Below are 26,100 nucleotides of genomic sequence, written 5' to 3' on the forward strand. Positions count from 1 at the left end.
ATTATTAAAATGCAAGCTTGAAAACCAGATACCCCCCCTCTTTAATATAGATTTAAAATATTTAATATAACCTCGCCTATATGGCGAGGTTTTTACTTTTTTGTTTTCTTATTTAAAGTCTCAGAAATCAACTTATCTAAAACTTGATAAAAATTAGAGGCTAAAAGTATTCCAAAAGCTATAGCACCTGCAGTTGCTGCTGTTTCAATTCCTTTGTTTATACCCTCTTCTAATTTTCCAAAAGTCAAAAGATTTATAGTATCAAAGGCCATTATACCAGGAACTAAAGGATATATACCCGGTAGAGAAAAAACATATGCAGGAGTTTTTAATCTTCTTGCCATAACCTCGCTATAAAGACCTACAAACACAGCAGCAATAAAAGTGGCATATATAGCTCTTCCTGAAAACAAAACTAAAAATTTATATATAGCCCAAGCAATTCCACCACAAAGCCCTGCCCAAAATAAGTTATATCTTTCAATATTAAACAAAATAGCTCCTGTGAAACTTCCAAGAAAAGCCAATAAAAATTCCCTCATAGTGTCACCCATCCTATTCCTAATGTTAATGCAAAGCCAACTCCAACTCCTATTGATGCTGCAATATAAAGTGCCTCTCCAAGCCTTGCTAAACTTGATACAATATCTCCATACAACGCATCCTTTATGGCATTTGTAATTGCAATTCCTGGAACAAGAATCATTATAGAACCTATTATCACTTTATCTATATTAACTGTCCATATAAAATTATTAACAAAAAGTGCAAAAATTGCAGCTAAAAATCCAGAAATAAAATATTCAAAGAACTGAAAAAAACCAAATTTCTCGATTTTTTCTTTTAACACATAAATAACACAGGTTATTATAAAGGCAAAAAAAGCATCTAAAACCGTACCTTCAAAAAGCTGAGTAAAGGAAAAGGCTACAATACCAGCACTTAAAATCCTTAAAGGAAAATTAAAATAAGGAAGCTTTTCTATATTTTCAATTTCCTTTACTATAACATCGTAACTTAATTTTTCAGCTTCAATTCTTCTTGATAAGTCATTTAAAAGTTCAATTTTATGAAGGTCTACTGTCCTATCCTTAATCCTTTTTACACAGGTTATCATTTTGCCATCTGAAGTTTTTCCTGTAGCAGAAAATCCATTTGGCATGACAAAACTTTCAATTTCAATTTTATAGGCTGCACCAATTCGCCTCATGGTATCTTCTACTCTATAAATTTCTGCTCCTGAACTTAACAAAAGCTCTCCTATTTTAGTTGCAACTTCTACAACCTGCTTTACCTCCATAACATCACCACCCATTACATTGTAACATAATTTAACAAAAATAAAAGCCGCTTTTGCGGCTATTTTAAACTATTAATTATAGATATTATTTTTTCTTTTACTTCTTTTGCAATATTTTTTAATTCATCTTTATTTAAATCCTTTATTAAATACTCTGGGTCTATAAATCCAACTTTTACTTTGTCTTCATCTTCATAAACTGCTATCTTACAAGGTAGAAAATATCCTATTTTTATATCCTTTTCTAATACTTCCTTTGCTTTATATGGATTACATACTTCTAAAATAGTAAAATTGCCATCATAAGCCACACCTTTTTCCTTTAACTTATCTTGATAATTCATCCTCCAAATAACTCCAAATTTTGATTTCTCAAGCTTTTCAGCAATTTCATCTAAAGCATCTTCATATCTTTTATTAACCTCAATCTCATAAATAAAACCTTCCATAGCATCACTCCCTATAAAAAATTTAGATGCTAGGTTTACTTTTTATTATATCATATTTTTAAAAAATTTGAAAATTAAATCAAATATTATTTAAAACAACCATATTTCTTCCTTTCTCCTTTGCAATATACATAGCTTGATCTGCTCTTTTTATAACTTTTTCAATGTCAAGATTATCCTGTTCTCTTAAAGAAGATACTCCAAAGCTTGCAGTATATCTTATTACATTACCATTTATACTTAATTTGCTTTCTTCTATATATTTTCTTATAGCTTCTGCTTTATCATAAGCTTTATTTCCATTTTCATGTAATAAAATTATAAACTCCTCTCCTCCAAATCTTGCAGCAAACCCTTGTTTTGTATGGAATTTTAAAATCTTTGCAAAATGTTTTAAAACCTCATCTCCTATATCATGTCCAAAGGTATCGTTTATATTCTTAAATCTATCTATATCAGCCATAATAATAGATATATCTTTAAATTTTTTAATTTCCTCTTTGGCCCTTATAAAAAAAGCTCTCCTATTATAAATCTTTGTTAAATAATCGATCATTGCCATTTTTTGGGCTTTTTGCTTTTCTTTTTTTAATTTTTCTTCAACATTTTTTAATCTGGTTATATCCTGATCTATTCCAAGAACCCTTATTATCTCTCCTTTTTCGTTTTTTATGGGAATATACTTAGATAAAATCCATTTATAACTTCCATCAGAGTTTAATATCCTATAAACAGACTGAAAAAAACCTTCTTCTTTTATTTTTTTAAGGGCATAATCCATAGTAAATTCCTTCTCTATCCTTTTTAAATCCTTAGGATGAACAGATATTTTCCATAAATGTTTATTTTTTAAAACCTCTTCAATCAATATGCCATGAATTTTAGAAAAAGAAGGACTTATATATATAATTTCTTTAGTTTTTACATCTTGAAGTATAATTGCTTCTTCTAGATTTTCTGTAACTTGTTTTATAATATTTTCTTTTTCTTTAGACTTTAAATATAATTTTTTATATCTTGTAATATCATTAAAAATTAAAGCTACACCTTCCTTATCAAAACAAATATCTATAGAATAATATTTACCTAAAAAACAATATTCATCATTTAAAAAATCAAAATTTGAAAGGATATCTTTTATGCTTTTATTTAAAATATCTTCCTTTTTCAAACCTACTAACTCTTCAAAAGCCTTATTAACTTCTAATATTAAAATATTTGTAGGATTTTTATTTTCATCAAGAATAATATTGCCATAAACAAAGGGATTTTTCATATTATCGATTATAAATTTAATATCCTTCATAATATCACCTTCAAATATAAGTTTTGGCCACCTTAAGGTGGCCAAAACTTATTCTTCTACTACCATGAGTTTTTGAACCCATGGGCTTATAAGACAAAGTATAATACCTGCTCCAACTGATACAGCTGTTACAAAGCCAAATACCTGTAAACCTCCCCATGTTTCAACATAAGCTGCTGACTTTCCTGCAATATAATTACCAAAACCTGTAGCAAACAACCATGCTCCCATCATTAAAGCTGAAATTTGTTTAGGTGCTAATTTACTTACCATTGAAAGTCCAACTGGTGATAGGAACATCTCACCCACAGTATGCAATACATAAGCACCAATCAACCATATAACACTTGCCTTTATTGATGGATCAGGTGAATTTCCTCTTTGTAGTGCAGCACATACCATAAGTCCAAAACCTAATCCCAAAAGAATTAATCCATAACCCATCTTTGTAGGGGTTGGTATATCTCCCTTTGGTCTCTTTGATAATTGTAAGAACCACCAAGCAAATGTTGGACCTAAAACTATACATAAGAAGGGGTTAATTGACTGGAACCAGCTTGTTGGTATTTCAAATCCACCTACATTTCTATTTATATACTCATTTGTATATAACGTTAAGCTTGAACCAGCTTGTTCAAATCCTGCCCAGAATATTATTACAAATAATGATAAAATAAAAATTGCTGCAACCCTTTTCTTTTCTTGAGGCGTAAGAGGTCTTTTTTCTATAACTTCTGAAGTTGCTGCAGCCTCCTTATGAACACTTCTTGAATAGCCAAACTTACCTACTTCGCCAAGAAGCTTTTTATAAGATACTAAATAAATTAAAGAACCAATTAACATTCCTATACCTGCTGCTAAAAATCCATATTTATATCCATAGCTTATAACTTCTGTTCCATTTGTTACTGCAAATGTTTTTTCAGCTAAAGTTCCACATACTAAAGGAGCAATAAATGCACCAATGTTTATAAAAGTATAGAAAATTGAATATGCACCATCTTTTCTTGGGTCATCATCATCATAAAAATCTCCAACGATTGATGTTATATTTGGTTTCCAAAATCCATTACCTAAAGTAATCAATATAAGTGCTAAATAAACCATCATCTTAGTTTTAGCTATAAATAATCCAAACATTCCAAGGAATATAAAGATAGAACCTAAAAAGAAGGTATTTCTCTTACCTAAAAACTTATCCGCTACATAACCTCCTAAAAGCGGTGCAAAATAAACAAACATCGTAAAGTTTGCATAAATAGTTGCAGCAGTAGCTTTATCAAGCCCAAGTCCACCTTTTAGTGCCTCTGTTGTTAAAAAAAGCATTAAAAGACCCCTCATACCATAGTAACTAAATCTTTCAAACATCTGAATAATTGATACAAGCCAAAATCCAGGGGGATGTTTTTTGGTGTGTGTCATATCGCTACCTCCTTAGAATATTTTGTAAAAATCTTAATTTTCAAACACTTATATATTAACATATTTTTTTTTTTAAGTTAAGTATTTTTTTTAAAAAAAGCTAGATGTAAAATATAACAAAAGGGGGGGAATATGATGTTATATATAAATATGATAAAAAATGATATGAAGAATGAATTTTTAAAATTTATCAAAGAATACAATATTGATTATTTAATAATTTACATAATAAGAAATAAAATAGCCATAAGAATATTAAGCATTTGCAAAGAAAAACTAAAAGAAGACTTTAACTACTCCGAATTTATAAATTTAGATATATGCAAAGGAAACATAATTAATAAAGTCATAAGCAGCAATGAAATAATCTTTAATTATTCCAAAGAAGGAAGCCTACCCTTTATAAAAGGGGTATTATATGAAGCACTTATACCGATTAAATTTGACGAAAAAATAATTGGATGCATTTATTTAGGAAATATTCAAGATAAAATAAATAATCCTGATATAGAAAAATTAAATAAAATTTTAAAGGAAAACATGCTTGAACTTAAAAACATTGAAGCTATAAAAGTATTTTATAAAACAACAATCGAAGATGCTATATTGATAAATGAATTATTCAAAATCAAATCCCAATTTATGTCAAATCATGCCTATAACGTAGCTTCATGGGCAATTCAAATAGCCAAAAAAATGAATTACTCTGAAGAAGAATTAACAAAAGTATATCTAGCTTCACTTTTACATGACATAGGAAAAATATTTATAGACGAAAAAATTCTTAACAAAAAAGGCAACTTAACAGAAGAAGAATATAACATAATGAAAAAACATGTTGAATTAGGATATAACATAATAAAAGATAAATTTTTAATAAATGATGATGATAGCATTCCAAGGTGGATTTATGAGCACCACGAAAGATGGGATGGAAAAGGATTTCCTAAAAGATTAAAAGGTGATGAGATAACAAAAGAAGGTAGAATTCTAAGAATAGCAGATGCTTTAGATGCAATGATTTCAGAAAAAAGTTACAAAAATCCAAAAGATTTAAAAGAAGCAATTCTAGAATTAAAGGCATGTAAAGGTAAAAATTTTGACCCTTATATAACAGATGTTGCAATAGAAATAATAAACGAAAGGCTAATTTCATTAAGTCCTGTATTAGATGATGTTTTTTTACCCTCCAAAGTTATAATAAAAACAAAGAACATATCCATTAATCTTGATGGATATATTTTTAAAGAAAAAAACAATATAATATTTTTATCAACATCCCTTATACCTGACATTGAAAATGAAAGAATAGATGATGCTAACTTAATATTTGAAAAGTTAAATACTTTATATGAATATAAAGCTCAATTGGAAATAATAGATACAAATAAATTCATAATCAAGCACCTTAAATCCCTTGATGAAGGAAAAACCTTCAGTATACCATGGCTTTTAAGTGGTAAATTAATAGATCCCTCAACAAGAAAAGCATATGAAATAACTATAACAAAAATCTCTGGAGATAGCTTAGTATTCACCTTAAAGGAAGGTGAAAATTTAGATCAATCAAAATTATACATAATCACAGTAAACTTTGAGGATGGAACAAGTATCCCCCTTACGGGTAAAATTTTAAAAAATATAAATATACAATCAATAAACCATTATACATTTGAATACGCGGGCATAAAAGAAAGCTTTAGAGATGAAATATTCAGACAAATATTTAGAAAGCAAGTAAATTTAAAACGTATATTAAAATAACCCTAAAAGGAAAACCTTTTAGGGTTATTATAGTATCATATTAAAAAGATAACCTGTAAACACTATTCCAATTCCCACAATTGTTATAAATATTGCAAGAAGTTTTGGTTTTAATACCCTTCTTAAAAGTATCATTTCTGGAACTGAAAGAGCTGTAACTGCCATCATAAAGGATAATGCTGTTCCCATTGCAACTCCTGCTCTTGTTAACTCGCTAACAAGTGGAATAACTCCAGCTGCATTTGAATATAAAGGAATACCAAATGCAACCGCCACAAACACTGCGAATGGATTATCTTTTCCTGCATATTTTGCAAGAGCTCCGGTTGGTATCCAACCATGCATAAATCCACCAATTGCAATACCTATTACTACATAAATCCAAATCTTTTTAATTAAATCCTTTGTAAACATCCATGAATCATACAATCTTTCTTTAATTGTTGGGTTAGGAATATCAATATTTTCAGCATCTATCTTTACTTCATATACATAATCCTCTACATATTTTTCAAGCCCTAGTTTACCTATTATAATACCGCTTACAATTGCAATTATTTCTCCTGATAAAACATAAATTAAAGCAATTTTTATACCAAACATACCATATAAAAGCCCAAGAGCTACTTCATTTACCATAGGTGCTGCTATAAGATATGAAAACGTAACTCCAAGAGGAACACCTGCTTCAACAAATCCTATAAACAATGGAACTGCAGAACATGAACAAAATGGAGTTACTATTCCAAGCATTGCTGCTAAAATATGTCCTATAAATGTATTGCCCTTCTTTTTAGCTAGTATTTTTCTTGTCTTTTCTGGAGGGAAAAAGCTTCTTATAAATGTTATCGTGTATATAATTATAAGAAGCAATATAAATATTTTTATTGTATCGAAAACAAAGAAATTTAATGCACTACCTAGTTTACTTTCTTTAGCTATTTTAAAAACATCATAAACCAACCAATCAGCAAATTTTTGAACCCAAGTAAACATATTAAAACCTCCTAATTTATAATTATATTAGAAAATCCTAATATAATTATAAGAGATAAACTTACAAATGTCAATTTTTTTATTGTTATTTAAAACATTTAAGCATGCAGAAACTGCATGCTTATCCTTGTAAAATCTTCTTTACTTCTTCTACTGTTAAAACCTTTCCATAGGATTTTACTTTTTCATCAACGACAAGTGCTGGAGTTCTCATAACTCCATACTTCATGATTTCTTTAAAGTCCTCAACTTTTACTACTTCAGCTTGAATTTGAAGTTCCTCAAGGGCCTTTTTTGTGTTTTCTTCAAGCTTTCTGCAATTTGCACAACCTGATCCTAAAATTTTTATTACCATTAATCTCCCTCCTTAATCTTTTAATGTTTCAAATTTATTATCAATTATTTGTTTAGCAACTTCTATTAAATCCTTTATTTTTTCATCATAAAGGCTATAATGTATATTTAATCCTACCTTTTCTCCTTTTACAATTCCTGCATCCTTTAATATTCTAAGATGCTGAGAAAGGTTAGATTGACTAAATTCTATATCTTGGTTTAATACACATACACATTTTGGTCCATCAAGAAGATAATTTACAATCTTATATCTTATAGGGTGTCCTAGTGCCTTAAACATTTTTACAATAAGTTCCTCTTTTGTCATTATTAACCTCCTTTGTATGAGTATTATTAATTAATTTAATTATAAAATTCTTAATTAAATTTTTCAAGAAAAATTATATTTCTCTTATAGTAAAATAAGCAATTAGCATCGTTATAATTAACATAACCCCATAGAACAAGAATATACTATTTAGTCCCATGCTTTGAACAATCCTACTACCAATTGCTGTTCCAACGCCACCTCCGCCCATAAAGCAGAAAGCAACTAAGGACATTGCAGCTCCTCTTTCTTTTTTAGCAAACTCAGTTGCTCTTGTTAAAAGAGTTGAATGTGTAAATATAAAACCTAGTCCCATAAGTCCAATTGAAACTATTAATATAATTAAATTATAACCCAAGTTATAAATTAAAAGTTCTCCTAATGCTGCTGATAGCAAACCAATTACTAATATCTTTCTAATCCCAATTTTTTTAGCTACATTACCACTTATTCTTCCTCCAATTAAAGACATTACTCCAAAGGCAGTCATAATCAATCCTATTAGTAGGTTATTATAATTATATTCTTTTGCAATAAAAGAACCAATATATGAAAATCCACCAACTATAAACATACCTTCAAATAGAACAACAAAATAAGTTATTAAGCTTTTAAAATTTGATAATAGCATTAAATAAGGTTTTAAAAATTGACTGTCTGGATTTTTTATAGATGGCATATTTTTATAATTTTTAAGAATTAACAAAGCTGGAATTACTGACAAAATAGCATAAACAACAAATACCTGTCTCCAATTAATAAAATATGCAATGGCACCACCAATTGCCATACTCATACCTTGACCTAAAAAGGATATTCCCATAAATGAACCTATGGCACTTTGTCTTTCTTCTATTGGAAACACATCTCCTATTAATGCTAAGGATATAGGCATTACAGAGGCTGCAAAAACTCCAGTTAAAGCTCTAAATATAGCAAGATTTGTTAATGATGATCCTAAAGCACAAAGTCCTGTAGCTATTGTAAACATTACAATTGAAAATGTTATTATATTCTTTTTACCATATCGATCAGCTAATGGTCCAAATAAAATTTGAAATATTCCAAATGGAATCATATAAGATGAAATTAAAAGTCCTGCTCTTGCAATATCAACATTAATGTCCTTTGCTATTGCAGGTAATATCGGTGAAACAACCCAATTATCAGCCATTACAATAAAACCTGCAAAACCTAAAATTAAAATTAAACTTTTTTTAAAATCCTTTTCCATTCTTCCCACTCCTTTTATTATTTAATAATTTACTTATATAATAATACATTAATGATTATACCCTATCACGGTATAACTGTCAATTACTTTATAATCTTTATAATATAAAATGCCCTAAAGTTTCATTTTAAATACTTTAGGGCAATTAGGTTTAATATAAAATTAATCTATTGTCTCAAAAATTTGACAAAACTCATCAAGGCTAATTCCTATGAAATATTTATTAAAATCAAATTCTTTAAGCGCTTTTTTTATGTCACCAATTTCATATTTACATCCCTTTAGGGCATTTTCAATATCTGAAATATCAGCAACATTAAAAAAATCTCCATAAATTTTAATTTCATCTATTTTCCCTTTTTCTATTTTTAAATAAACTTCAACAATGCCCGAATTAAACTTTTTAGAGTTTTTATAATTAAATTTAGGAGAATTACCGAAATTCCATTCATAAGTTGAATATTTATTCCTAACTAATTCATCGATATTTTTAATATCTTCTTGTGTTAATATATACTCTTTTATATCTGTATTATTCTTAATATATCTATAAAGTTCATCCATAAACTCTTCAACAGTCATATCATTTTTTAAATAACTTTTTATATTAGTAACTCTACTTTCAACTGATTTAACTCCCTTTGATTCATATTTTTCTTTCGAGACTTTTAAAGCTTCCGATACATTTTTTAAATTTGCCGAAAAAAGGAGTGTCCCATGGTGAAGCATTCTTCCATTTTTAATGGTTTGGGCATTACCTGAAATTTTCTTCTCATCTACAACAATGTCATTTCGCCCTGAAATCTTAGCCTCAACCCCTAAACTTTTTAAAAATTCAACTATAGGTTCTAAAAATTCCTGAAAACTTATATTAACATCATTAATATTTTTAATAAAGGTAAAGTTAATATTGCCTTTATCGTGAAAAACTGCTCCTCCACCTGTTAATCTTCTTACTACAGATATATCATTCTTCTTAACAAAATCAATATTGATTTCAGATAACGTATTTTGATTCTTTCCAACAACAATACAATTATCGTTCCTCCATATTATAAAAAATTCATCCTTTGATTTTGTTAAGAAATATTCTTCAAGAGCTAAATTAAAATAAGGATTCAAACTTTTGTTATAAATATAAAGCAAATTTATCACCATCCATTAGCAGCTTCCGCAGCAACATCCTCCACTACTTTTTCCTTCTGATTCTAGTTCCTCCAAGGCTTCCTTTGTTAAAATATCGCTAATTATTTTATCTATTTTCCTACAAATTTCATTAGCTACTTTATCAACCATTTCCTCATAATTTTCTGGTAGTTCCTTTAATGAAACTAATTCTGAAAGTGCTATTTCTTCTCCAAGTATTTCTGCAACATTGATAACAGCATTAACTTTTCCGCTATACTTTTCAGTTGCCCTCATTGCACAAAGTTTAGAGCAACCATCAACAGCTATTGTAGGGAAAACTTTTGCAAAAAGTCTTTCTTCTTCACCACCTGCAATAAATAAAGGAAGACATATTGTAACAGTTTCACCCATCCTAAGCTTTTCTAAAACCTTTCTTGTAGCAAGCCTTGATATTGTTCCTCCAAGACATTCTTCACCACTACATGATACTATCCCAACCTTTGTTTCCTTCATTTATTTCACCTCCATCTTATCTATTATTTCAACAATCTTATCAGCTATATAGTCCACAACTCCCCATCCTTCTTCGTTTAAATTTGTCGCCGTTCCAGGTTTCATAGCTCTTTTTTCTTTAGCAAACTCTATTGATTTCAATTCCTCTATAACTTCTGCCCCAGCTTCCTTAGCATTTTTTGCCGCACACATTTTAGGACAGCCATCAATTGTTATGCACTTTTTACCCTGCATGTAATTTTTTATTTCTTCATCTCCTGTAACAAGATAAGCTAAACATTTTGTTTCAGCCTCATCCTTTTTAAGTTCCCTTACAACCTTTAATGCAGCTTCTCGTGCTATTAAGCCATAAACTTTTCCCATCCCACTACATGGAATAACAACTACCTTAGACATGAAACTCATCCACCTTTCTTTTCATTTTTTCAAAGTATTCATCAAAGGTTAATAAAAGCATTTTATCTGATTCAAAATCACTAAGCTCTATATCAGCGATCCATCCCTTTTCATAAGGATTTTCATTTATATATTCGGGGCTTTCTAAAAGTTTCTCGTTTATCCTAACTATTTTTCCACTAACTGGTGATATAATCTCAAAAACTGCTTTTCCAGATTCGATAGTTCCCACTTCATCAAATTGACTAATTTCATTTCCTACAGTTGGTGGATTAAAAAACATTATATCTGAAAGACTTTGCTGAACATAATCTGTAACTCCAATTCTTGCTAAATTTCCATCAACATATACCCAGCAGTCATTTTCATTAAAATAAAATCCATTTTTAGGCAATCTGAAAATAAATTTATCCTTTTTATATATCTCATAATCCAAAGTTTCAGGAAATTTTATTTCTAAGTCTTTTGATGTATTCTGATTTTCCTGCAGCAATTCATTAATTATAATTTCAATAACCCTCTTTTCATCTTCTCCTACTTTAAGCTCCTTTGAAAGCGTAATATTATTTTTCTGTGCCACTTCACTTACGTTTACCTTTTTATAAACCTTAAGATTCTTTTCAGAAGCAAGCCTTGTTGCACACCTTGTATTACATCCATCAATTACTATCAATTGATTTTCATTTGCTAATTTGTTATATCTAGCATCTGCAACCCTATAAAAAACAGGGCATATTATTTCACAGGAAATTTTTTCTTTTAAAATTAAGGCAATTTCCCTAGTTATGCAACCTGCACATTTATCAAGGCCATTACAAGGTAAAACAACATAATTCTTATCCATTTTGCTCCATCTCCATTCTTAATTGTTTAATTTTTTTAGTAACTTCTGACTTATCTGGGAATGAAAGCGCATCAACTCCACAAGTTTTACCACAAGCCCTGCAAAACACAACGCAATTATATGGATTTTTTACTATAACTTTTTTTTCTTCATTTTCTCTAACTTCATACACATCGTGTGGACAGAACTTAACACATTCAAGACAATAATTACACTTATCATAATCAATTATAGGAAACCAATCTATCTTTTCCCTTGGAACCCCCATGAAGGTGTTTTCACTCATATTAATTCCTCCTCTAATCCAAGCTCCTTTAATGCATTTTTTACTACCTCCAAGGCTTTTTCATTTGTCATATCCCTTATATCAAGCATAACTGCATCCTTTTCAATATCAAGCCCAGCTTCCTTAAAGGCATCTTTAAACATTTTTCTTTGCATGTTTGGAGCACAAGCACCTATTATTAATTTTCTGTGAACTTTTAAAAAGTCAGCAAGGAATCTGTCTCCATCCTCTTCACAAAGTTGAGGATGAATAAAGGCATATTCAACTGGAAGTTCAACTCTGACTTGATTTATAAAATCCCATATGTCCATCTTTGAAAATCCTGGACACTTTCCTGTACAAACACACATTATAAAGCCTGGTAAATTTCTTTCACCCATGATAATTCCCCCTTATATTTTATGAACTGATAAACCTAATGCATCATTTATCGCTTCAAAAACAGCCTCTGATAATGTAGGATGAGGATGAATCATTGAAGCTAAAGTATTCAAATCGGCCTTTAATGTTATTGCAAGAGTAATCTCTGATATTAACTCTGAAGCTCCCTCACCTAAAATTTGGCATCCTAATATTTTATTGTTCCTTTTATCCGTAACTACCTTTACAAGTCCGTCCCTTTCACCCAATGTAAGTGCACGTCCATTGTTTCTAAAATAAAACTTACCTATCTTTACATCATAACCTTTTTCAATAGCTTCTTTTTCAGTTAATCCAACCATAGCAACTTCTGGGCTTGTATAAATGCATATAGGAACTGCTTCATAATTTACCTTACCTTCTTTTCCCATCGCATTTAAAATCGCAGCTCTTCCTTCTGCAAAACTAAGGTGGGCAAGTTGCCTGCCTCCTATAACATCCCCAGCAGCATATATATTTTCTATATTCGTTCTATATGATTCGTCAACTTGTAAAGCATTATTTAAAATATCTAACCCTACATCAACAAAATCGCTTGTAATATTTGGTTTTCTTCCAACTGCAAGCAATACTTTGTCTGCAGTTAAAAAACTTTCTTTAGACTTTTCCTCAAAATATACCCTTAAGCTACCTTCTTTAGTTATTTTTTTAACATTTACTCCAAATTTAAAATTTATTCCTTTTCTTTTTAAAATCTTTAAAAGTTCATTTGAAATTTCTAAATCTCCAACATCTAATGTATCTTTTATTTCAAGCACCGTTACATTACAAAATGGAGAAAACATCTCCGCAAATTCAAGTCCAATTATACCTGAACCTATTATAACTAAACTTTCAGGGATCTCAGTAAGGTCTAATATATCATCACTTGTTAATACCCCTTCCAAATCTACACCTTCAATTTGGGGAATTATAGGAACTGCTCCTGTTGCTATGACAAGCTTATTAAAATTGATTATTTTTTCTTCATCCTCTGCGTTGACGTATAGTTGATTTTGATTTTTAAGAATTCCTATTCCATTTACCAAATTAATTTTGTTAGAGGATATTAAATTTTCAAGGCCAATTCTAAGAGTTTTTACAACTCTATTCTTTCTTTCTACAGAAGTTAGCCAGTTTGTGTTTTTAATTTGACTTTCTATTCCAAACTCTAGACTCTTTTTAAAATTTCTTACTAATCCACTTGTTCTTAAAAGTGCCTTTGTAGGAATGCAACCCTGATTTAAGCAGACTCCACCTAAATTGCTCTTTTCTATCAATGTCACTTTTGCACCTAACTTTGCTCCAGTTATTGCTGCATAATAACCAGCAGGTCCACCACCTAAAACAACATAATCACAATCTAATTTTTTCAAATTATCCCCCCTTACACTTTATAATTTAATTATTTTCTTAACTAATTATATTATAAATCAATAAATGTCCAAATTCAACTTATAAATTTTCAGCATTTTTATATAATTCATTTATTTCTTCCTTCGTAACAAATCTTAACAATATATATGCAATTATAATTATGCCTGGTATATCTATCAAAAGCCTTGTTATTGCAAATTTAGTTCCTAAAGATGAAAGTTCAAATAAAAACATTGGTATTTTTGTGGTTGACCATGCACCTATGAAAATCAATATATTGCTAAACTTAACTCCCTTTTTCATAAAAACAGCCGCTATTGGGAAAGCTCCATATAAAGGTCCTGCTGCAGCTGAACCTAATATTATTGCAAGTGCTACTCCCTTAATTCCTGAACCTTCTCCCATATATTTAATCATGGTTTCCCTTGGAACCCATACATCTAAAAGACCTAATAAAACAAATATCGGTGGTATAACAAGAAGCATCTCCTTAAAACTATATCCAACTATACTTAAGGCCTTTTTTCCAACATTAAAATCTATTAAAAATATAATACTCATTATTATTACAGTTACTATAAAGAATTTATATCTCTTTATTAAATTTTTCATATTCCACTTACCACCTTTCCAATTATAAATGCAACTATAAATGAAAATATAAAAGCTAATAGATTTCTTAGAATTGTAATCTTCTTCCCAAAATATTTTATTTCAACAGGCATCGTTACAACTCCAACCATCATAAGTGTTGAAACAAATGCTGCAATTTGAGTATATCCCGCTCCACTTTTTAATAACATAGCTGCAGTGGGAAATGCAACAAAACCAGGTATCAATGTAATTGAACCAACAATTGCTGCTAAAATAACACCTAAAATCCCTGATTCCTTTCCAATAATTTTTGAAATGATTTGTGGATTTAATACAGCTAGTAAAATACCAACTAACATTAGAACACCAAGAAATTCTGGAAGAATGTTTTCAAATGATTTCCATGCTTTTAAAAGTGCTTTTTGAGTCTTTTGTTTGTCTTTTAAGTAAGATAAAATCAATAAAAGAAATGTTAAAATATAAAGGAACAAATTCCACATATCTTAATCACCTCTTATTTAACTTTTTAATTAATTAATTAATTATAGTTTAAATTATCTTATAAGTGCTTGTCAATTTAGCTTTTTAATAAATTAATATTTAATTAAATCATTATTTGTCATCTTTAAATTATTGACAAAATCTATTATAATGAGTAATATAATACATAATTTCAATACTAATAAAAGGGAGGGACTAATGTGAATATAAAAATTTCTAAGGAAATAGCGCAACAAATAAAAGATATTCTTGCAAAGGAAGGTAAATCTGCAATAAGATTTGAAGTTGTTGATTTTGGTTGAGCTGGTCCTGTTTTTGATGTTGTTCTGGATGAACAACGCAATTTAGACGAAGTTGTGGAAATAGAAGGAATAAAATTTGTTGCTGAAAATAGTATAAAGCCATTTATAAGAAACATTGAAATTACAATATCTGATGGAAAACCAGCAATAGTTCAAACTGGTTGCTGCTGCTAAAAAAAGTCCCATGCTAGTCTTTTTACATAGCATGGGACTTTTTTAATTTATTTATGTGCTTCAAAATATCCTCTTGTAGCATTAGCAATTCTAACTAATGTTAACATGATTGGAACTTCTGTTAAAACACCTACAACCGTCGCAAGGGCTGCACCAGATTTAAGCCCAAATAGAGATATTGCAACTGCAACTGCAAGCTCAAAGAAGTTACTTGCTCCAACCATAGCTGCTGGTGCTGCAATATCGTGTGGGAGCTTCCAAGCCTTTGCCCAGCCATAAGCTATGAAGAATATTAAAAAGGTTTGAATTGTAAGCGGAACAGCTATTAAAAGTATGTGGAATGGATTATTTACAATTATTTCACCTTGGAAGGAGAATATAATAACTAATGTCAATAAAAGTCCGATTATAGTTATATTATCAAACTTCTTTAAAAATACGTTTTCAAAATAATCTATTCCCTTGCTTTCTATAACTCTTTTTCTTGTAAAGTATCCAAAGGTCAATGGAATTACGACAAACAATATTGTTGAAAGTATTAATGTATCATAAGGAACTCTTACATTAGAAACTCCAAGTAAAAATGCAACAATTGGTGTAAATGCAAATAAAATTATAAGGTCATTTGTTGCAACTTGAACAAGCGTATAGGCTGGATCTCCGTTTGTTAAATAGCTCCATACGAACACCATTGCTGTGCATGGTGCCGCACCAAGCAATACTGCACCTGCAAGGTATTCTGTCGATAGGTTTTCAGGAATATACGCTTTAAATACTATTTTTAAAAAGAAATACGCAATTAAATACATTGTAAAGGGTTTTATAAGCCAGTTTGTAACCCAAGTTACAATAAGACCCTTTGGTTTTTGCCCTATCTTTTTAACGCTTGAAAAGTCAATTTTAAGCATCATAGGATAAATCATAAGCCAAATTAATACTGCAACTGGAATTGATACATGGGCATATTCCATTCTGCTTAAAAATTTTGGAATAGATGGAATATACTGTCCAATTAAGACTCCAGCAATAATACAAAGTGCAACCCATATACTTAAATATCTTTCGAATAAACTTAAACCCTTTTTAGCCATAAAAACTCCCCCTTAATTATGCTTTTCCAGTTCTTATATTTTCAGCAAATTTTTCTGGAAGTCCATTTTTTAATATTTCTTTTGCTACAACCTCATAATCATAATTTACAGAACATATTTCAACATCAACCTCTTGACTTATGTTTAGAATAACATAATTTGCATAAGGACTTCCTGTCTTTGGCTTTCCAATGCTTCCTGAATTTACAAGAAGTTTTTCTCCATATCTTTTTACATAAGGAATGTGAGTATGACCACAAACTAATATATCATATTTAAAATCCTCCATAACCTCTTGGGCTTCCTTTGAATTTTCCTTTAGATATTCATTTAATCTTCGAGGACTACCATGAACAAACATTATACTTTTTTCTTCAAACTTTAAAATCATTTCATAAGGTAACTGCCTTAAAAATTTTTTATTTTCTTCCTTTAAAGTTTCGATAGTAAAATTTAAAGATATTGCTGCATTTTCCATATCTTTAGGATCTGGATAATCACATCCACAAATCATTCTTTCATATCCTACAGCATCATCATAGTTTCCCATTACCGTTAGTATATTATTCTTTCTTATAAATTCCACAACCTCATTAGGATAAGGACCATATCCTACTAAATCCCCTGTACATACAATAAGGTCAACTTTCCTTTTTTGAATATCTTGAAAAACCGCTTCCAAAGCTAAAATATTGCTATGAACATCAGAAATAACACCGATTTTCATTTTAACCCCCCTTAATCTAAATTGTGACAACCTTTACCCTCTTCTTTAAACTTTAAAAGCCTTTGATATTCTTCTTTTAAAGTTTGAACGTTTTCCATATCCTCAAATATACTTTTTAAAATCGAATATTTTTTAATAGTTATTTCATTTAAACTGTAATAAACATACTGCTGTCGTTTAGTTCTTGTTATTATTCCGCTTTTATTTAATACCATCAAATGTCTTGAAGCATTGGACTGAGTAAGATTAAGCAACTTTTCAATTTCACATACGCAAAGTTCTCCATATTTTAATAAATTTAAAATTCTAAGCCTTGTCTCATCTGACAAAGCTTTTAATATATTTATTAACTCCATAATACCTCCTTTTTTACAATTAATGTATATGATTATATACTCATATAATCATACATATATTATAACATTTTCAAATGTTATTGTAAATATATTTGATAAATTTTTAACATTTAAAAACAAATAAGCTAATTGTGTATTTTTAAAAAATGTTATAAAATATTAAAAAGCATACCGAAAGGAGGAAAAGCATGCCAGATAAGTTTGTTCCAGAAATAAAAGGCATTTTAAGGAGCAACATAATAGAAGTACCTCAAGTTATTAGAGAAGCCAGTGGAATTATAATTTTTGGAAGAAGGATAAAATCTTTGATATTTTCAACAGATGTTGCAATAATAAGGAATACAAATGCAGATGCTGTTATCGCTGTATATCCTTTTACTCCTCAGCCTGTTATATCAGAAGCAATACTTAAAGTTTCCGAAGTTCCTGTATTTTGTGGAGTAGGCGGTGGAATCACTACTGGAAAAAGAGTTATAAAACTTGCCCGACATGCAGAATTCCAAGGAGCAATAGGAGTTGTTGTAAATGCTCCAACCCCAAATGAAGTTATAAGAGCTATGAGGGAAGAAATTGATATTCCAATCGTAGTTACTGTAGTTTCAGAAAACGAAGACTTTAAAGGAAGAATAGAAGCAGGAACTACTATTTTCAACGTATCTGGAGCTGCAAATACCCCTAAAATTGTAAGAAAAATACGTGAACAATTTCCTTATGTCCCAATAATAGCAACAGGAGGCCCAAATGACGAAACAATAAGAGAAACTATAAGGGCAGGAGCAAACGCTATTACATATACTCCTCCAACAACTGGAGAAATTTTTGAAAAGATAATGGATAAATATAGAAATACCTTTTAATAATTTATTATTTCCCTCATAGCCTCTGCAAAGGGCTTTCTAATTATAATATTAGCCATTGAATCATACTGAGTTGGACTTGTATTTATAAAAATAACATCATTTCCATTAAAATATTCTAAAAGGGAATTTGCAGGATATACCGTTAAACTAGTTCCTGCTACTATTAAAACATCTGCCCTTTTTATATGCTCAACTGCCCTTGAAATGTCATCTGGATCTAATACTTCTCCATATAAAACTATTTTAGGCCTTACTATACCTTTACATTCACATTTGAAAAATTTTTTATCTTCTTTTCCACACCTCATACAATAATAACTTCTTAAATTTCCGTGAAGTTCTATAACTTCCTTAGATCCTGCCTTTTGATGAAGCCCATCTATATTTTGAGTTATAACTGCCTTTAACTTCCCCCTTCTTTCAAGTTCTGCCAAAGCTTTATGACCATCATTAGGCTCTACATCAACGCAAAGTTTTTCATTTAAAAATTCGTAAAAAATATCGGGATTTTTCAAAACAAAATTTATATGAAGTATTTCCTCTGGGCTATATCCCTTAAATGTCTTTTTATAAATTCCATTATCTCCCCTAAAATCAGGTATTCCAGACTCCGTTGAAGTTCCTGCTCCACCAAAGAAAACTATGTAATTTCCATTTTTTATAGCTGCCCTCGCCAATTCTATTTCCTTCATTGTATCACCCCTTATTATTAATAACCTAAAATTAAAATTTAATTACAAAAGGTACCTAAAAGGTACCTTTTGCTAACATATTATCTTCAAAACTGCAAATATTATTATTTAAATTCTTAAAAGCATTTGAAAGCATCATTTTTATTCTATTTATTTGATTTACTTCGCTTAAGCCCGGATCATAATCTAAAGCAATAATATTAGCTTCTGGATATTTTCTTCTTATCTCTTTTATCATTCCTTTTGCAACTACATGATTTGGCAAACATCCAAAGGGTTGAAGACAAACAATATTACAAACCCCTTCTTTTATAAGTTCGACCATCTCTCCTGTTAAGAACCATCCTTCTCCTGCCATATTTCCTAAAGATAAGATAGAACTTGCAAGTTCTGCCTTTTCAAATATAGTAGAAGGAGCATTAAATCTTTTACTATTTTTAAGGGCTTTTCTTATTTCTTTTCTATAATATTCCATTACCTTTATCGCTATATTGCCAGCTATTTTAGCCAACAAATCTCCAGTTAAATTATTATACTTAAATTCTTCGTCATAAGCTGAGTAAAGTAGAAAATCCATAAGATCAGGTAAAACTACCTCTGCTCCTTCCCTTTCAAGAATCTTTACAATTTCGTTATTAGCGGTAGGATGATATTTAACTAAAATTTCTCCAACAACTCCAACCCTTGGCTTTTTCACAGAATTAATTTCAATATTATCAAAGTCCTTTACAATATTCCATATATTTTCCTTGTATTGTTTAAAACTACATGATTTTATATTATCTATGGCCTTTTCCTTCCATTTATCATAAAGCATTTGAGTTGAACCGCTTATTTTTTCATAGGGCCTTACTCTCAAAATAAGCCTGTTAAAAAGGTCTCCATAACTTACTGCCATTAAACCTCTATGAAGAAGAACAGGTGTTATATTAAATCCAGGTTGTTTTTCTAATCCTTTTGCATTAAGAGACAATATTGGTACCTGTAAATTAGCATCCTTTAATGCCTTTTTTAAAAGACTAATATAATTTGTAGCCCTACATGCTCCTCCTGTTTGACTTAATATAACCGCCGTAGAATTTAAATCATATTTTCCAGATTTTAAAGCATTTATAATCTGTCCTATAACAACTATAGCAGGATAACAAGCATCATTATTAACATACTTTAATCCCTCATCAATAGCACTCTTATCAACAGACGGTAAAACTTCAAGATTATATCCACTAAACCTAAAAGCACTTTCTAAAAATTCAAAATGAACAGGAGACATTTGAGGAGCTATTATCGTATAACTTTTCTTCATATCTTTAGTAAATACTAAATTCACCTTATCAGTTTTTTGTCTAAAGGCTTGAAATGTTTTTCTCTTTCTATCCTCTAAGGCTGCAAATAAGCTTCTTATTCTTATTTTTATAGCTCCTACATTGGTTCCTTCATCAATTTTAATTGAGGTATATATTTTTCCATTCTCTTCTAATATCTCTTTTACTTGATCCGTTACAATAGCATCTAAGCCGCATCCAAAGGAATTTAATTCTATAAGTTCTATGTTTTCCTGTTTTGATACAAAATATGCTGCTCTATATAGCCTTGAATGGTAAGCCCACTGATCTACAACCCTTAACTTATCATCTAGTCCTGATAGATGAGCAACAGAATCCTCAGTTAAAACTGCAGCATTAAAAGATGTTATTATATTAGGTATCCCATGATTTATTTCAGGATCTATATGATAAGGTCTTCCTGCAAGAACAATAGCCCTTATACCTTCCTTTTTGACATACTCTAAAGCTTCTTCTCCTTTTTTTCTTATATCCTTTTTATAATTTTCAAACTCTACAAAAGCTTGATTTAAAGCCTTCTCTATTTCATCCATAGATATATTAAATTCTTTAAAGGTGTTATACAAAACCCTTTTCAATCTATCAAAATTGTTTAAGGAAACAAATGGATTTAAAAATTTTATTCCTTTCTCCCTAATAAGATCAACATTATTTTTTATAACTTCAGAATACGAAGTTACTATAGGACAATTATAATGATTATTTGCATCCTCAAATTCCTTTATTTCATATACAACTGCAGGATAAAATATAACATTTACACCCTTTTCTATTAAATTAATAATATGTCCATGAACCACCTTTGCAGGATAGCAAGCTGTATCTGAAGGTATTGTTTCTATTCCTAATTCATAAAGCTTTTTTGTAGTTTTATCGGATAATACAACTTGAAAACCTAAATTTGTTAAAAATACATGCCATAAGGGATAATTCTCATAAATATTTAAAACCCTTGGAATTCCTATTTTTCCTCTTTTTGCTTCATTTTCACTAAGGGATTTGTAGGAAAACAACCTTTTGTATTTATACTCATATAAGTTAGGTAAATCCCTTTTTAAATTAAAATTGCCAGCACCTTTTTCACATCTATTTCCAGTTACAAATTTTTTACCATCTTTAAAGGTAGTTACCGTAAGCAAACAATTATTACTGCACAATTTACATCTTGTAAAGGATTGAGAAACAGAAAAATTTTCAAGTTCTTCTAAAGTTATAAGACTAGATTTTTTGCCCTCATGGCTTCTTTCTTTTGCAATTATAGCAGCTCCAAAAGCCCCCATAAGACCTGCTATATCTGGTCTTACAGCTTGTTTTCCTGAAATTAATTCAAAGGCCCTTAATACCGCATCGTTATAAAAGGTTCCACCTTGAAGGATGATTTTATCTCCTAATTCATCTATATTTCTAATTTTAATAACCTTCATTAACGCATTTTTTACAACTGAAAAGGCAAGACCTGCAGATATATCTCCAACCGTAGCCCCTTCTTTTTGAGCTTGTTTTACTTTTGAATTCATAAAAACAGTACATCTTGTTCCTAAATCTACAGGATTTTTAGCAAACAAAGCCTGCTTTGAAAACTCTTCAAGACTCATATTTAAAGATTTTGCAAAGGATTCTAAAAAAGATCCACATCCTGAAGAACATGCTTCATTTAAAATAATGCTATCTATAACTCCATTTTTTATTCGTATATACTTCATATCCTGTCCGCCTATATCTAAAATAGAATCTACTCCGTTTAAAAATGTTTCTGCTGCTTTATAATGAGCTATTGTTTCAACTTCACCTTCATCTATAGAAAGGGCAGTTTTTATTAATCCTTCCCCATATCCTGTGATACAAGAATTTGCTATAAAACTTCCTTCTGGAAGATTTTTGTATATATCCTTTATAACTTTTATAACAGACTGAAGAGGATTGCCTTCGTTGTTAGAGTAAAAGCTATATAAAAGATTATTTTCATCATCTATAAGAACAGCCTTAGTTGTTGTAGAACCTGCATCTATTCCAAGATAACAAGGTCCTTTATAATCTTTTAATCGTTTTCTTTTAACTTTATATTTATCATGTCTTGCCTTAAATTCCTGATATTCCTCATCATCCTTAAATAAAGGCTTTAATGTGTTTACTTCTTTAGTTTGAACACCTTTAAGTTCATTTACCCTCTCTAAAAGCTTTTTAAAACTTAAAGATGGTTTATCCTTTGAAAGAAGAGCTGCTCCAATTGCAACAAAAAGATGGGCATCAGAAGGCGAGATTGCCTCATCTTCCTTTAAATTTAAAGTTTCAATAAATCTTTTTTTAAGTTCACTTAAGAAAAACAAAGGTCCACCTAAAAATACTACCTTACCTTTTATTTTTCTTCCTGCTGCAAGCCCTGCAATAGTTTGATTTACAACTGCTTGGAAAATTGAAGCTGCAATATCCTCCTTTTTAGCCCCTTCATTTATCAAAGCCTGAATATCCGTCTTTGCAAAAACACCACAACGGGATGCTATAGGATATATAATTTTATATCCTTTAGCAAGCTCATTTAATCCTTGTGCATCTGTCTTTAAAAGAGCTGCCATCTGATCTATAAAAGCTCCTGTTCCTCCTGCACAACTTCCATTCATCCTTTGCTCTATATTTTTATCAAAATAAGTTATCTTTGCATCTTCTCCTCCAAGCTCTATGACAACTTGAACATCTTCAATTAAAGTTTCAATCGCCTTTGTAGAGGCTATAACCTCCTGCTCAAAAGGCAAGTTAAGCCATTCCGATAATCCAATTCCTGCAGAACCTGTAACTGTTATTTTTATATTCTTATCCTCTAACACTTCAAGCAACTCTTCAAGAACTTGTTTAAATGAATTTAAAACATCTGCGTAATGTCTTTTATATCTTTTAAAAACTATTTGTAAATTACTATCTAATACTACAACTTTAATTGTAGTTGAACCTATATCAATTCCTGCTAAATATTCACGTCCCATAATCATTCCCTTCTTTCATTATATTTCTATATCATAAAACCTTTTTGTTGCATATAAGATTATTTTTTTATACAAAACAACTAATAAACTTAAAAAGATTAAAATCAATATAAAATGCATCTTATAACTTCTTATATTAAAATTTACAACTAAAGAACCTAACAAAAATATAAATCCCATTGTTCCTAAAATTCCAACTACAGCATTAATATTTTGCTTTATAGCTTTTTGCGGGTTGTCCCATATTAATTTAGGCCATTTTAATTCAATTAATATTTCTAAAATAAATATCACTGCTAAAATTAAAATAGATACTAAAAAAATCAGCAATAAATCAAGTAAGCTTAATTTAAAAATAAAAATATCAAAAGCTAATATAATTATTGAAGCTAATACAGCAAAAATTAAACTGTGAAGCAGTTTTGCCAAAACATATAACTTGGGATTTATTGGCAAAGATTTTATAAACTCAAAACTTTTCCCTTCCCTTGATATACAAGTGGATGCAATGCTTGTTGAAGCTCCCAAAAATATTATGCCTGCTATTGATATTAAATTCAAGTAATATGAAAATGCTTTTAAATTAATTAATTTAAACTGCGTCATAAGAGTATCTTTTTGAAAATAAAAGGATATTGCTAAAATTACAGGCAATAAAATTATTATCATAGGACCATTTATAAAATAAACTGGTTCTCTATTCATAAGTTTCATTTCCCTTGATAATAGAGATAACAAAACATTTTTTCTTTTTATTACATTTTTTAAATCTACTTTTAAAAATCTTTTTCTCTCCCCTACATTTTCAATTAAAGTTTCATAATACATATCTGACATTAAATATAAAAGTAAAACAAAACAACCTAAAGTTATAATAATAAAGGTTATAAGACAAAAAATCTTTATAAAAAATCCTTTTTCAACTAAAGCCTTTGTAGATAGAATAGCCGGATAATATATTTTAGCTGCTAAATCAAAAAATCCTGTTGATGATGTAATTTTTTTCATAATTTCTACATCAGGTTTTGCCATCAAATTTGAAAAATATTGAAAGATTATACCAATCAATATTGCAAAAAATCCTGAAAAATACATTACAAAATCTTTATTTTTAAAAATCCTTCCAAACTTCATCATAGGAATTATTAAAAAATATCCCAATGAAAGAGGAAGAATTGGAATTAAAAAAGTTATTATTATAGAAAAAATGTAATATAAAAACCCTTCACCATTTTTTATGCCATAGACTAAAATCCCAGTAGCCATAATAAAAAATGAAAATATCAATTCAGAAATATAGCTTACTATAAACTTTGCCAAAAGAAGATTCCAAGACTTTAAGGGCAGGGATAATATTATATCTCCCTCTTGATTCAAAAAGTACGTTGCAACAACAGTTAAAATACCTACAAAAAATGTAAAAGCAGAAGCCATTATAACAGTATTTAATACAACAATCCCCTGCTGACTCGTAGGCTTTAGCATATCAAACATCTTTATATTAAATAGCGTAAACATAGCTAAAACACCTGAAAAAGAAAACAAAATCAAAATTATAAAACCTATAGCTTTTAGGGCTTGTCTTTTATTGTTTTTCATATCCCTTAAAATAGCACTTAAACCAAATACAGAATTTATATATAACTTAATCAAAGAAAAAGCTTTATTCATTTTCCACCAGCTCCAAAAATAAATTTTCGAGACTTTCATTCTCTTTTCTTAAACTTCTTAGCTCTTCTATGCTTCCTGTAAAAATTATCTCTCCCTTTTTTATTATTCCAATTCTATCACATAGTTTTTCTGCAATCTCCATTATGTGGGTTGAAAAAAACACAGTATTTCCCTCTTTAGCATGTTTTTTTATTATTTCCTTTAAAATAAAAGCCGATTTAGGATCTAGCCCCACTAAAGGTTCATCTAATATCCAAATTGGAGGATCATGTATTAGAGAACCTATTATAATCAGCTTTTGTTTCATACCATGTGAAAAACTACCTATACTCGAATTTAAAGCATCTTTTATACCAAACATTTCTGCAAGCTCGTTTATTTTTTTGTATCTTTTTTCATCTTCAACCTCATAGACATCAGCTATAAAATTTAAATATTCAATCCCTGTAAGCCTATTAAAAATCTCAGGATTATCAGGAACATACCCTATTTGCATTTTTGCCTTTATAGGATCCTTTACAACATCAATTCCATTTACCTTTATTTGACCTTCATCTGGCTTTAAAATGCCTGCTATCATTTTTATAGTAGTAGTCTTTCCTGCACCATTAGGACCTAAAAAACCAAAGATCTCCCCTTTTTCAACGTTCAAAAAAATATTTTTAACAGCCTTTATTCTCCCCTTTGAATAAGTTTTTGATACGTTTTTAATTTCAATCATAAATTCACC

General features: G+C 29.6%; 27 protein-coding genes. 2 read left to right on the top strand and 25 right to left on the bottom strand.

What is annotated here, in order from left to right; genetic code table 11:
* Positions 1–92: 92 nt before the first annotated feature.
* From C4R78_RS03265 to C4R78_RS03285, 5 genes are all read right to left on the bottom strand, one after another.
* Entirely contained in the window at positions 93–542 is a 450-nt protein-coding gene (locus tag C4R78_RS03265) for a threonine/serine exporter family protein (RefSeq protein WP_103895673.1), read from the bottom strand.
* Positions 539–1,300, bottom strand: a complete 762-nt coding sequence (locus C4R78_RS03270) for a threonine/serine exporter family protein (protein ID WP_159945783.1) — start codon at positions 1,298–1,300, stop codon at positions 539–541. Before C4R78_RS03270 ends, C4R78_RS03265 begins: the two co-directional genes overlap by 4 nt.
* Before the next feature lie 59 nt (positions 1,301–1,359).
* Entirely contained in the window at positions 1,360–1,749 is a 390-nt protein-coding gene (locus tag C4R78_RS03275; protein ID WP_103895675.1) for a DUF302 domain-containing protein, read from the bottom strand.
* A 79-nt stretch (positions 1,750–1,828) separates the two neighbouring features.
* Complete coding sequence (locus C4R78_RS03280; RefSeq protein WP_103895676.1) at positions 1,829–3,055, bottom strand: diguanylate cyclase; 1,227 nt, start codon at positions 3,053–3,055, stop codon at positions 1,829–1,831.
* A gap of 48 nt (positions 3,056–3,103) precedes the next feature.
* Positions 3,104–4,477, bottom strand: coding sequence for a peptide MFS transporter (locus C4R78_RS03285; RefSeq protein WP_103895677.1), 1,374 nt, complete (start codon positions 4,475–4,477; stop codon positions 3,104–3,106).
* Positions 4,478–4,612: 135 nt separating this feature from the next.
* On the opposite strand from C4R78_RS03285, the gene C4R78_RS03290 reads away from it, so the two are divergent.
* Positions 4,613–6,241 (top strand): HD-GYP domain-containing protein, encoded by a 1,629-nt coding sequence (locus tag C4R78_RS03290; protein ID WP_159945784.1) that lies wholly within the window; start codon positions 4,613–4,615, stop codon positions 6,239–6,241.
* Between the two features lie 27 nt (positions 6,242–6,268).
* On the opposite strand, the gene C4R78_RS03295 is transcribed toward C4R78_RS03290, so the two are convergent.
* From C4R78_RS03295 to C4R78_RS03370, 16 genes are all read right to left on the bottom strand, one after another.
* On the bottom strand, positions 6,269–7,237 hold the full coding sequence (locus C4R78_RS03295; protein WP_103895679.1) for a permease: 969 nt from the start codon (positions 7,235–7,237) through the stop codon (positions 6,269–6,271).
* Between the two features lie 121 nt (positions 7,238–7,358).
* Entirely contained in the window at positions 7,359–7,592 is a 234-nt protein-coding gene (locus C4R78_RS03300; protein ID WP_103895680.1) for a thioredoxin family protein, read from the bottom strand.
* Positions 7,593–7,604: 12 nt separating this feature from the next.
* Complete coding sequence (locus tag C4R78_RS03305) at positions 7,605–7,901, bottom strand: ArsR/SmtB family transcription factor (RefSeq protein ID WP_103895681.1); 297 nt, start codon at positions 7,899–7,901, stop codon at positions 7,605–7,607.
* A 73-nt stretch (positions 7,902–7,974) separates the two neighbouring features.
* Entirely contained in the window at positions 7,975–9,135 is a 1,161-nt protein-coding gene (locus tag C4R78_RS03310; protein ID WP_103895682.1) for an MFS transporter, read from the bottom strand.
* A 162-nt stretch (positions 9,136–9,297) separates the two neighbouring features.
* Positions 9,298–10,293, bottom strand: coding sequence for a lipoate--protein ligase (gene lplA, locus C4R78_RS03315; protein ID WP_423236631.1), 996 nt, complete (start codon positions 10,291–10,293; stop codon positions 9,298–9,300).
* A gap of 3 nt (positions 10,294–10,296) precedes the next feature.
* Positions 10,297–10,776: a putative zinc-binding protein gene (locus tag C4R78_RS03320; protein ID WP_103895683.1), complete on the bottom strand. Its 480-nt coding sequence runs from the start codon at positions 10,774–10,776 to the stop codon at positions 10,297–10,299.
* Entirely contained in the window at positions 10,777–11,172 is a 396-nt protein-coding gene (locus tag C4R78_RS03325; protein ID WP_242971187.1) for a putative zinc-binding protein, read from the bottom strand. It lies immediately after the preceding gene.
* Positions 11,165–12,016 carry a glycine cleavage system protein GcvH gene (gcvH, locus tag C4R78_RS03330; RefSeq protein ID WP_103895685.1) on the bottom strand — a complete coding sequence of 284 codons (852 nt, stop codon included), beginning with the start codon at positions 12,014–12,016 and terminating at the stop codon, positions 11,165–11,167. Before gcvH ends, C4R78_RS03325 begins: the two co-directional genes overlap by 8 nt.
* Positions 12,009–12,302, bottom strand: a complete 294-nt coding sequence (locus C4R78_RS03335; RefSeq protein WP_103895686.1) for a 4Fe-4S dicluster domain-containing protein — start codon at positions 12,300–12,302, stop codon at positions 12,009–12,011. The genes gcvH and C4R78_RS03335 overlap by 8 nt, the downstream gene beginning before the upstream one ends.
* Positions 12,299–12,682 (bottom strand): hypothetical protein, encoded by a 384-nt coding sequence (locus C4R78_RS03340; RefSeq protein ID WP_103895687.1) that lies wholly within the window; start codon positions 12,680–12,682, stop codon positions 12,299–12,301. Before C4R78_RS03340 ends, C4R78_RS03335 begins: the two co-directional genes overlap by 4 nt.
* 12 nt (positions 12,683–12,694) lie before the next feature.
* Positions 12,695–14,077, bottom strand: a complete 1,383-nt coding sequence (lpdA, locus tag C4R78_RS03345; protein WP_103895688.1) for a dihydrolipoyl dehydrogenase — start codon at positions 14,075–14,077, stop codon at positions 12,695–12,697.
* A gap of 79 nt (positions 14,078–14,156) precedes the next feature.
* Positions 14,157–14,690 (bottom strand): permease, encoded by a 534-nt coding sequence (locus tag C4R78_RS03350; protein ID WP_103895689.1) that lies wholly within the window; start codon positions 14,688–14,690, stop codon positions 14,157–14,159.
* Positions 14,687–15,172: a permease gene (locus C4R78_RS03355; RefSeq protein ID WP_103895690.1), complete on the bottom strand. Its 486-nt coding sequence runs from the start codon at positions 15,170–15,172 to the stop codon at positions 14,687–14,689. The genes C4R78_RS03350 and C4R78_RS03355 overlap by 4 nt, the downstream gene beginning before the upstream one ends.
* A 524-nt stretch (positions 15,173–15,696) precedes the next feature.
* Positions 15,697–16,740: an ACR3 family arsenite efflux transporter gene (gene arsB / locus C4R78_RS03360; protein ID WP_103895691.1), complete on the bottom strand. Its 1,044-nt coding sequence runs from the start codon at positions 16,738–16,740 to the stop codon at positions 15,697–15,699.
* Positions 16,741–16,756: 16 nt separating this feature from the next.
* Entirely contained in the window at positions 16,757–17,467 is a 711-nt protein-coding gene (locus C4R78_RS03365) for a metallophosphoesterase family protein (RefSeq protein WP_103895692.1), read from the bottom strand.
* 11 nt (positions 17,468–17,478) lie between these two features.
* Positions 17,479–17,823: an ArsR/SmtB family transcription factor gene (locus C4R78_RS03370; protein WP_103895693.1), complete on the bottom strand. Its 345-nt coding sequence runs from the start codon at positions 17,821–17,823 to the stop codon at positions 17,479–17,481.
* Positions 17,824–18,011: 188 nt separating this feature from the next.
* On the opposite strand from C4R78_RS03370, the gene C4R78_RS03375 reads away from it, so the two are divergent.
* Positions 18,012–18,680 (top strand): beta/alpha barrel domain-containing protein, encoded by a 669-nt coding sequence (locus C4R78_RS03375; RefSeq protein ID WP_103895694.1) that lies wholly within the window; start codon positions 18,012–18,014, stop codon positions 18,678–18,680.
* Here the strand turns inward: C4R78_RS03375 and C4R78_RS03380 are convergent.
* The 4 genes from C4R78_RS03380 to C4R78_RS03395 are packed head-to-tail and all read right to left on the bottom strand — an operon-like array spanning position 18,677 to position 26,091.
* Positions 18,677–19,375, bottom strand: coding sequence for an NAD-dependent protein deacylase (locus C4R78_RS03380; RefSeq protein WP_103895695.1), 699 nt, complete (start codon positions 19,373–19,375; stop codon positions 18,677–18,679). The two genes, C4R78_RS03375 and C4R78_RS03380, sit on opposite strands and share 4 nt — an antisense overlap.
* A gap of 55 nt (positions 19,376–19,430) precedes the next feature.
* A complete protein-coding gene (locus C4R78_RS03385) occupies positions 19,431–23,699 on the bottom strand; it encodes a 2-hydroxyacyl-CoA dehydratase (protein ID WP_103895696.1) in 4,269 nt (1,422 codons plus the stop codon).
* 18 nt (positions 23,700–23,717) lie between these two features.
* Positions 23,718–25,370 carry a hypothetical protein gene (locus C4R78_RS03390; protein ID WP_103895697.1) on the bottom strand — a complete coding sequence of 551 codons (1,653 nt, stop codon included), beginning with the start codon at positions 25,368–25,370 and terminating at the stop codon, positions 23,718–23,720.
* Complete coding sequence (locus tag C4R78_RS03395) at positions 25,363–26,091, bottom strand: ABC transporter ATP-binding protein (RefSeq protein WP_103895698.1); 729 nt, start codon at positions 26,089–26,091, stop codon at positions 25,363–25,365. The genes C4R78_RS03390 and C4R78_RS03395 overlap by 8 nt, the downstream gene beginning before the upstream one ends.
* Positions 26,092–26,100: the final 9 nt, after the last annotated feature.

Origin of the sequence: Caloramator fervidus (assembly GCF_900108045.1) — a bacterium.
GTDB lineage: Bacteria > Bacillota > Clostridia > Clostridiales > Caloramatoraceae > Caloramator > Caloramator fervidus.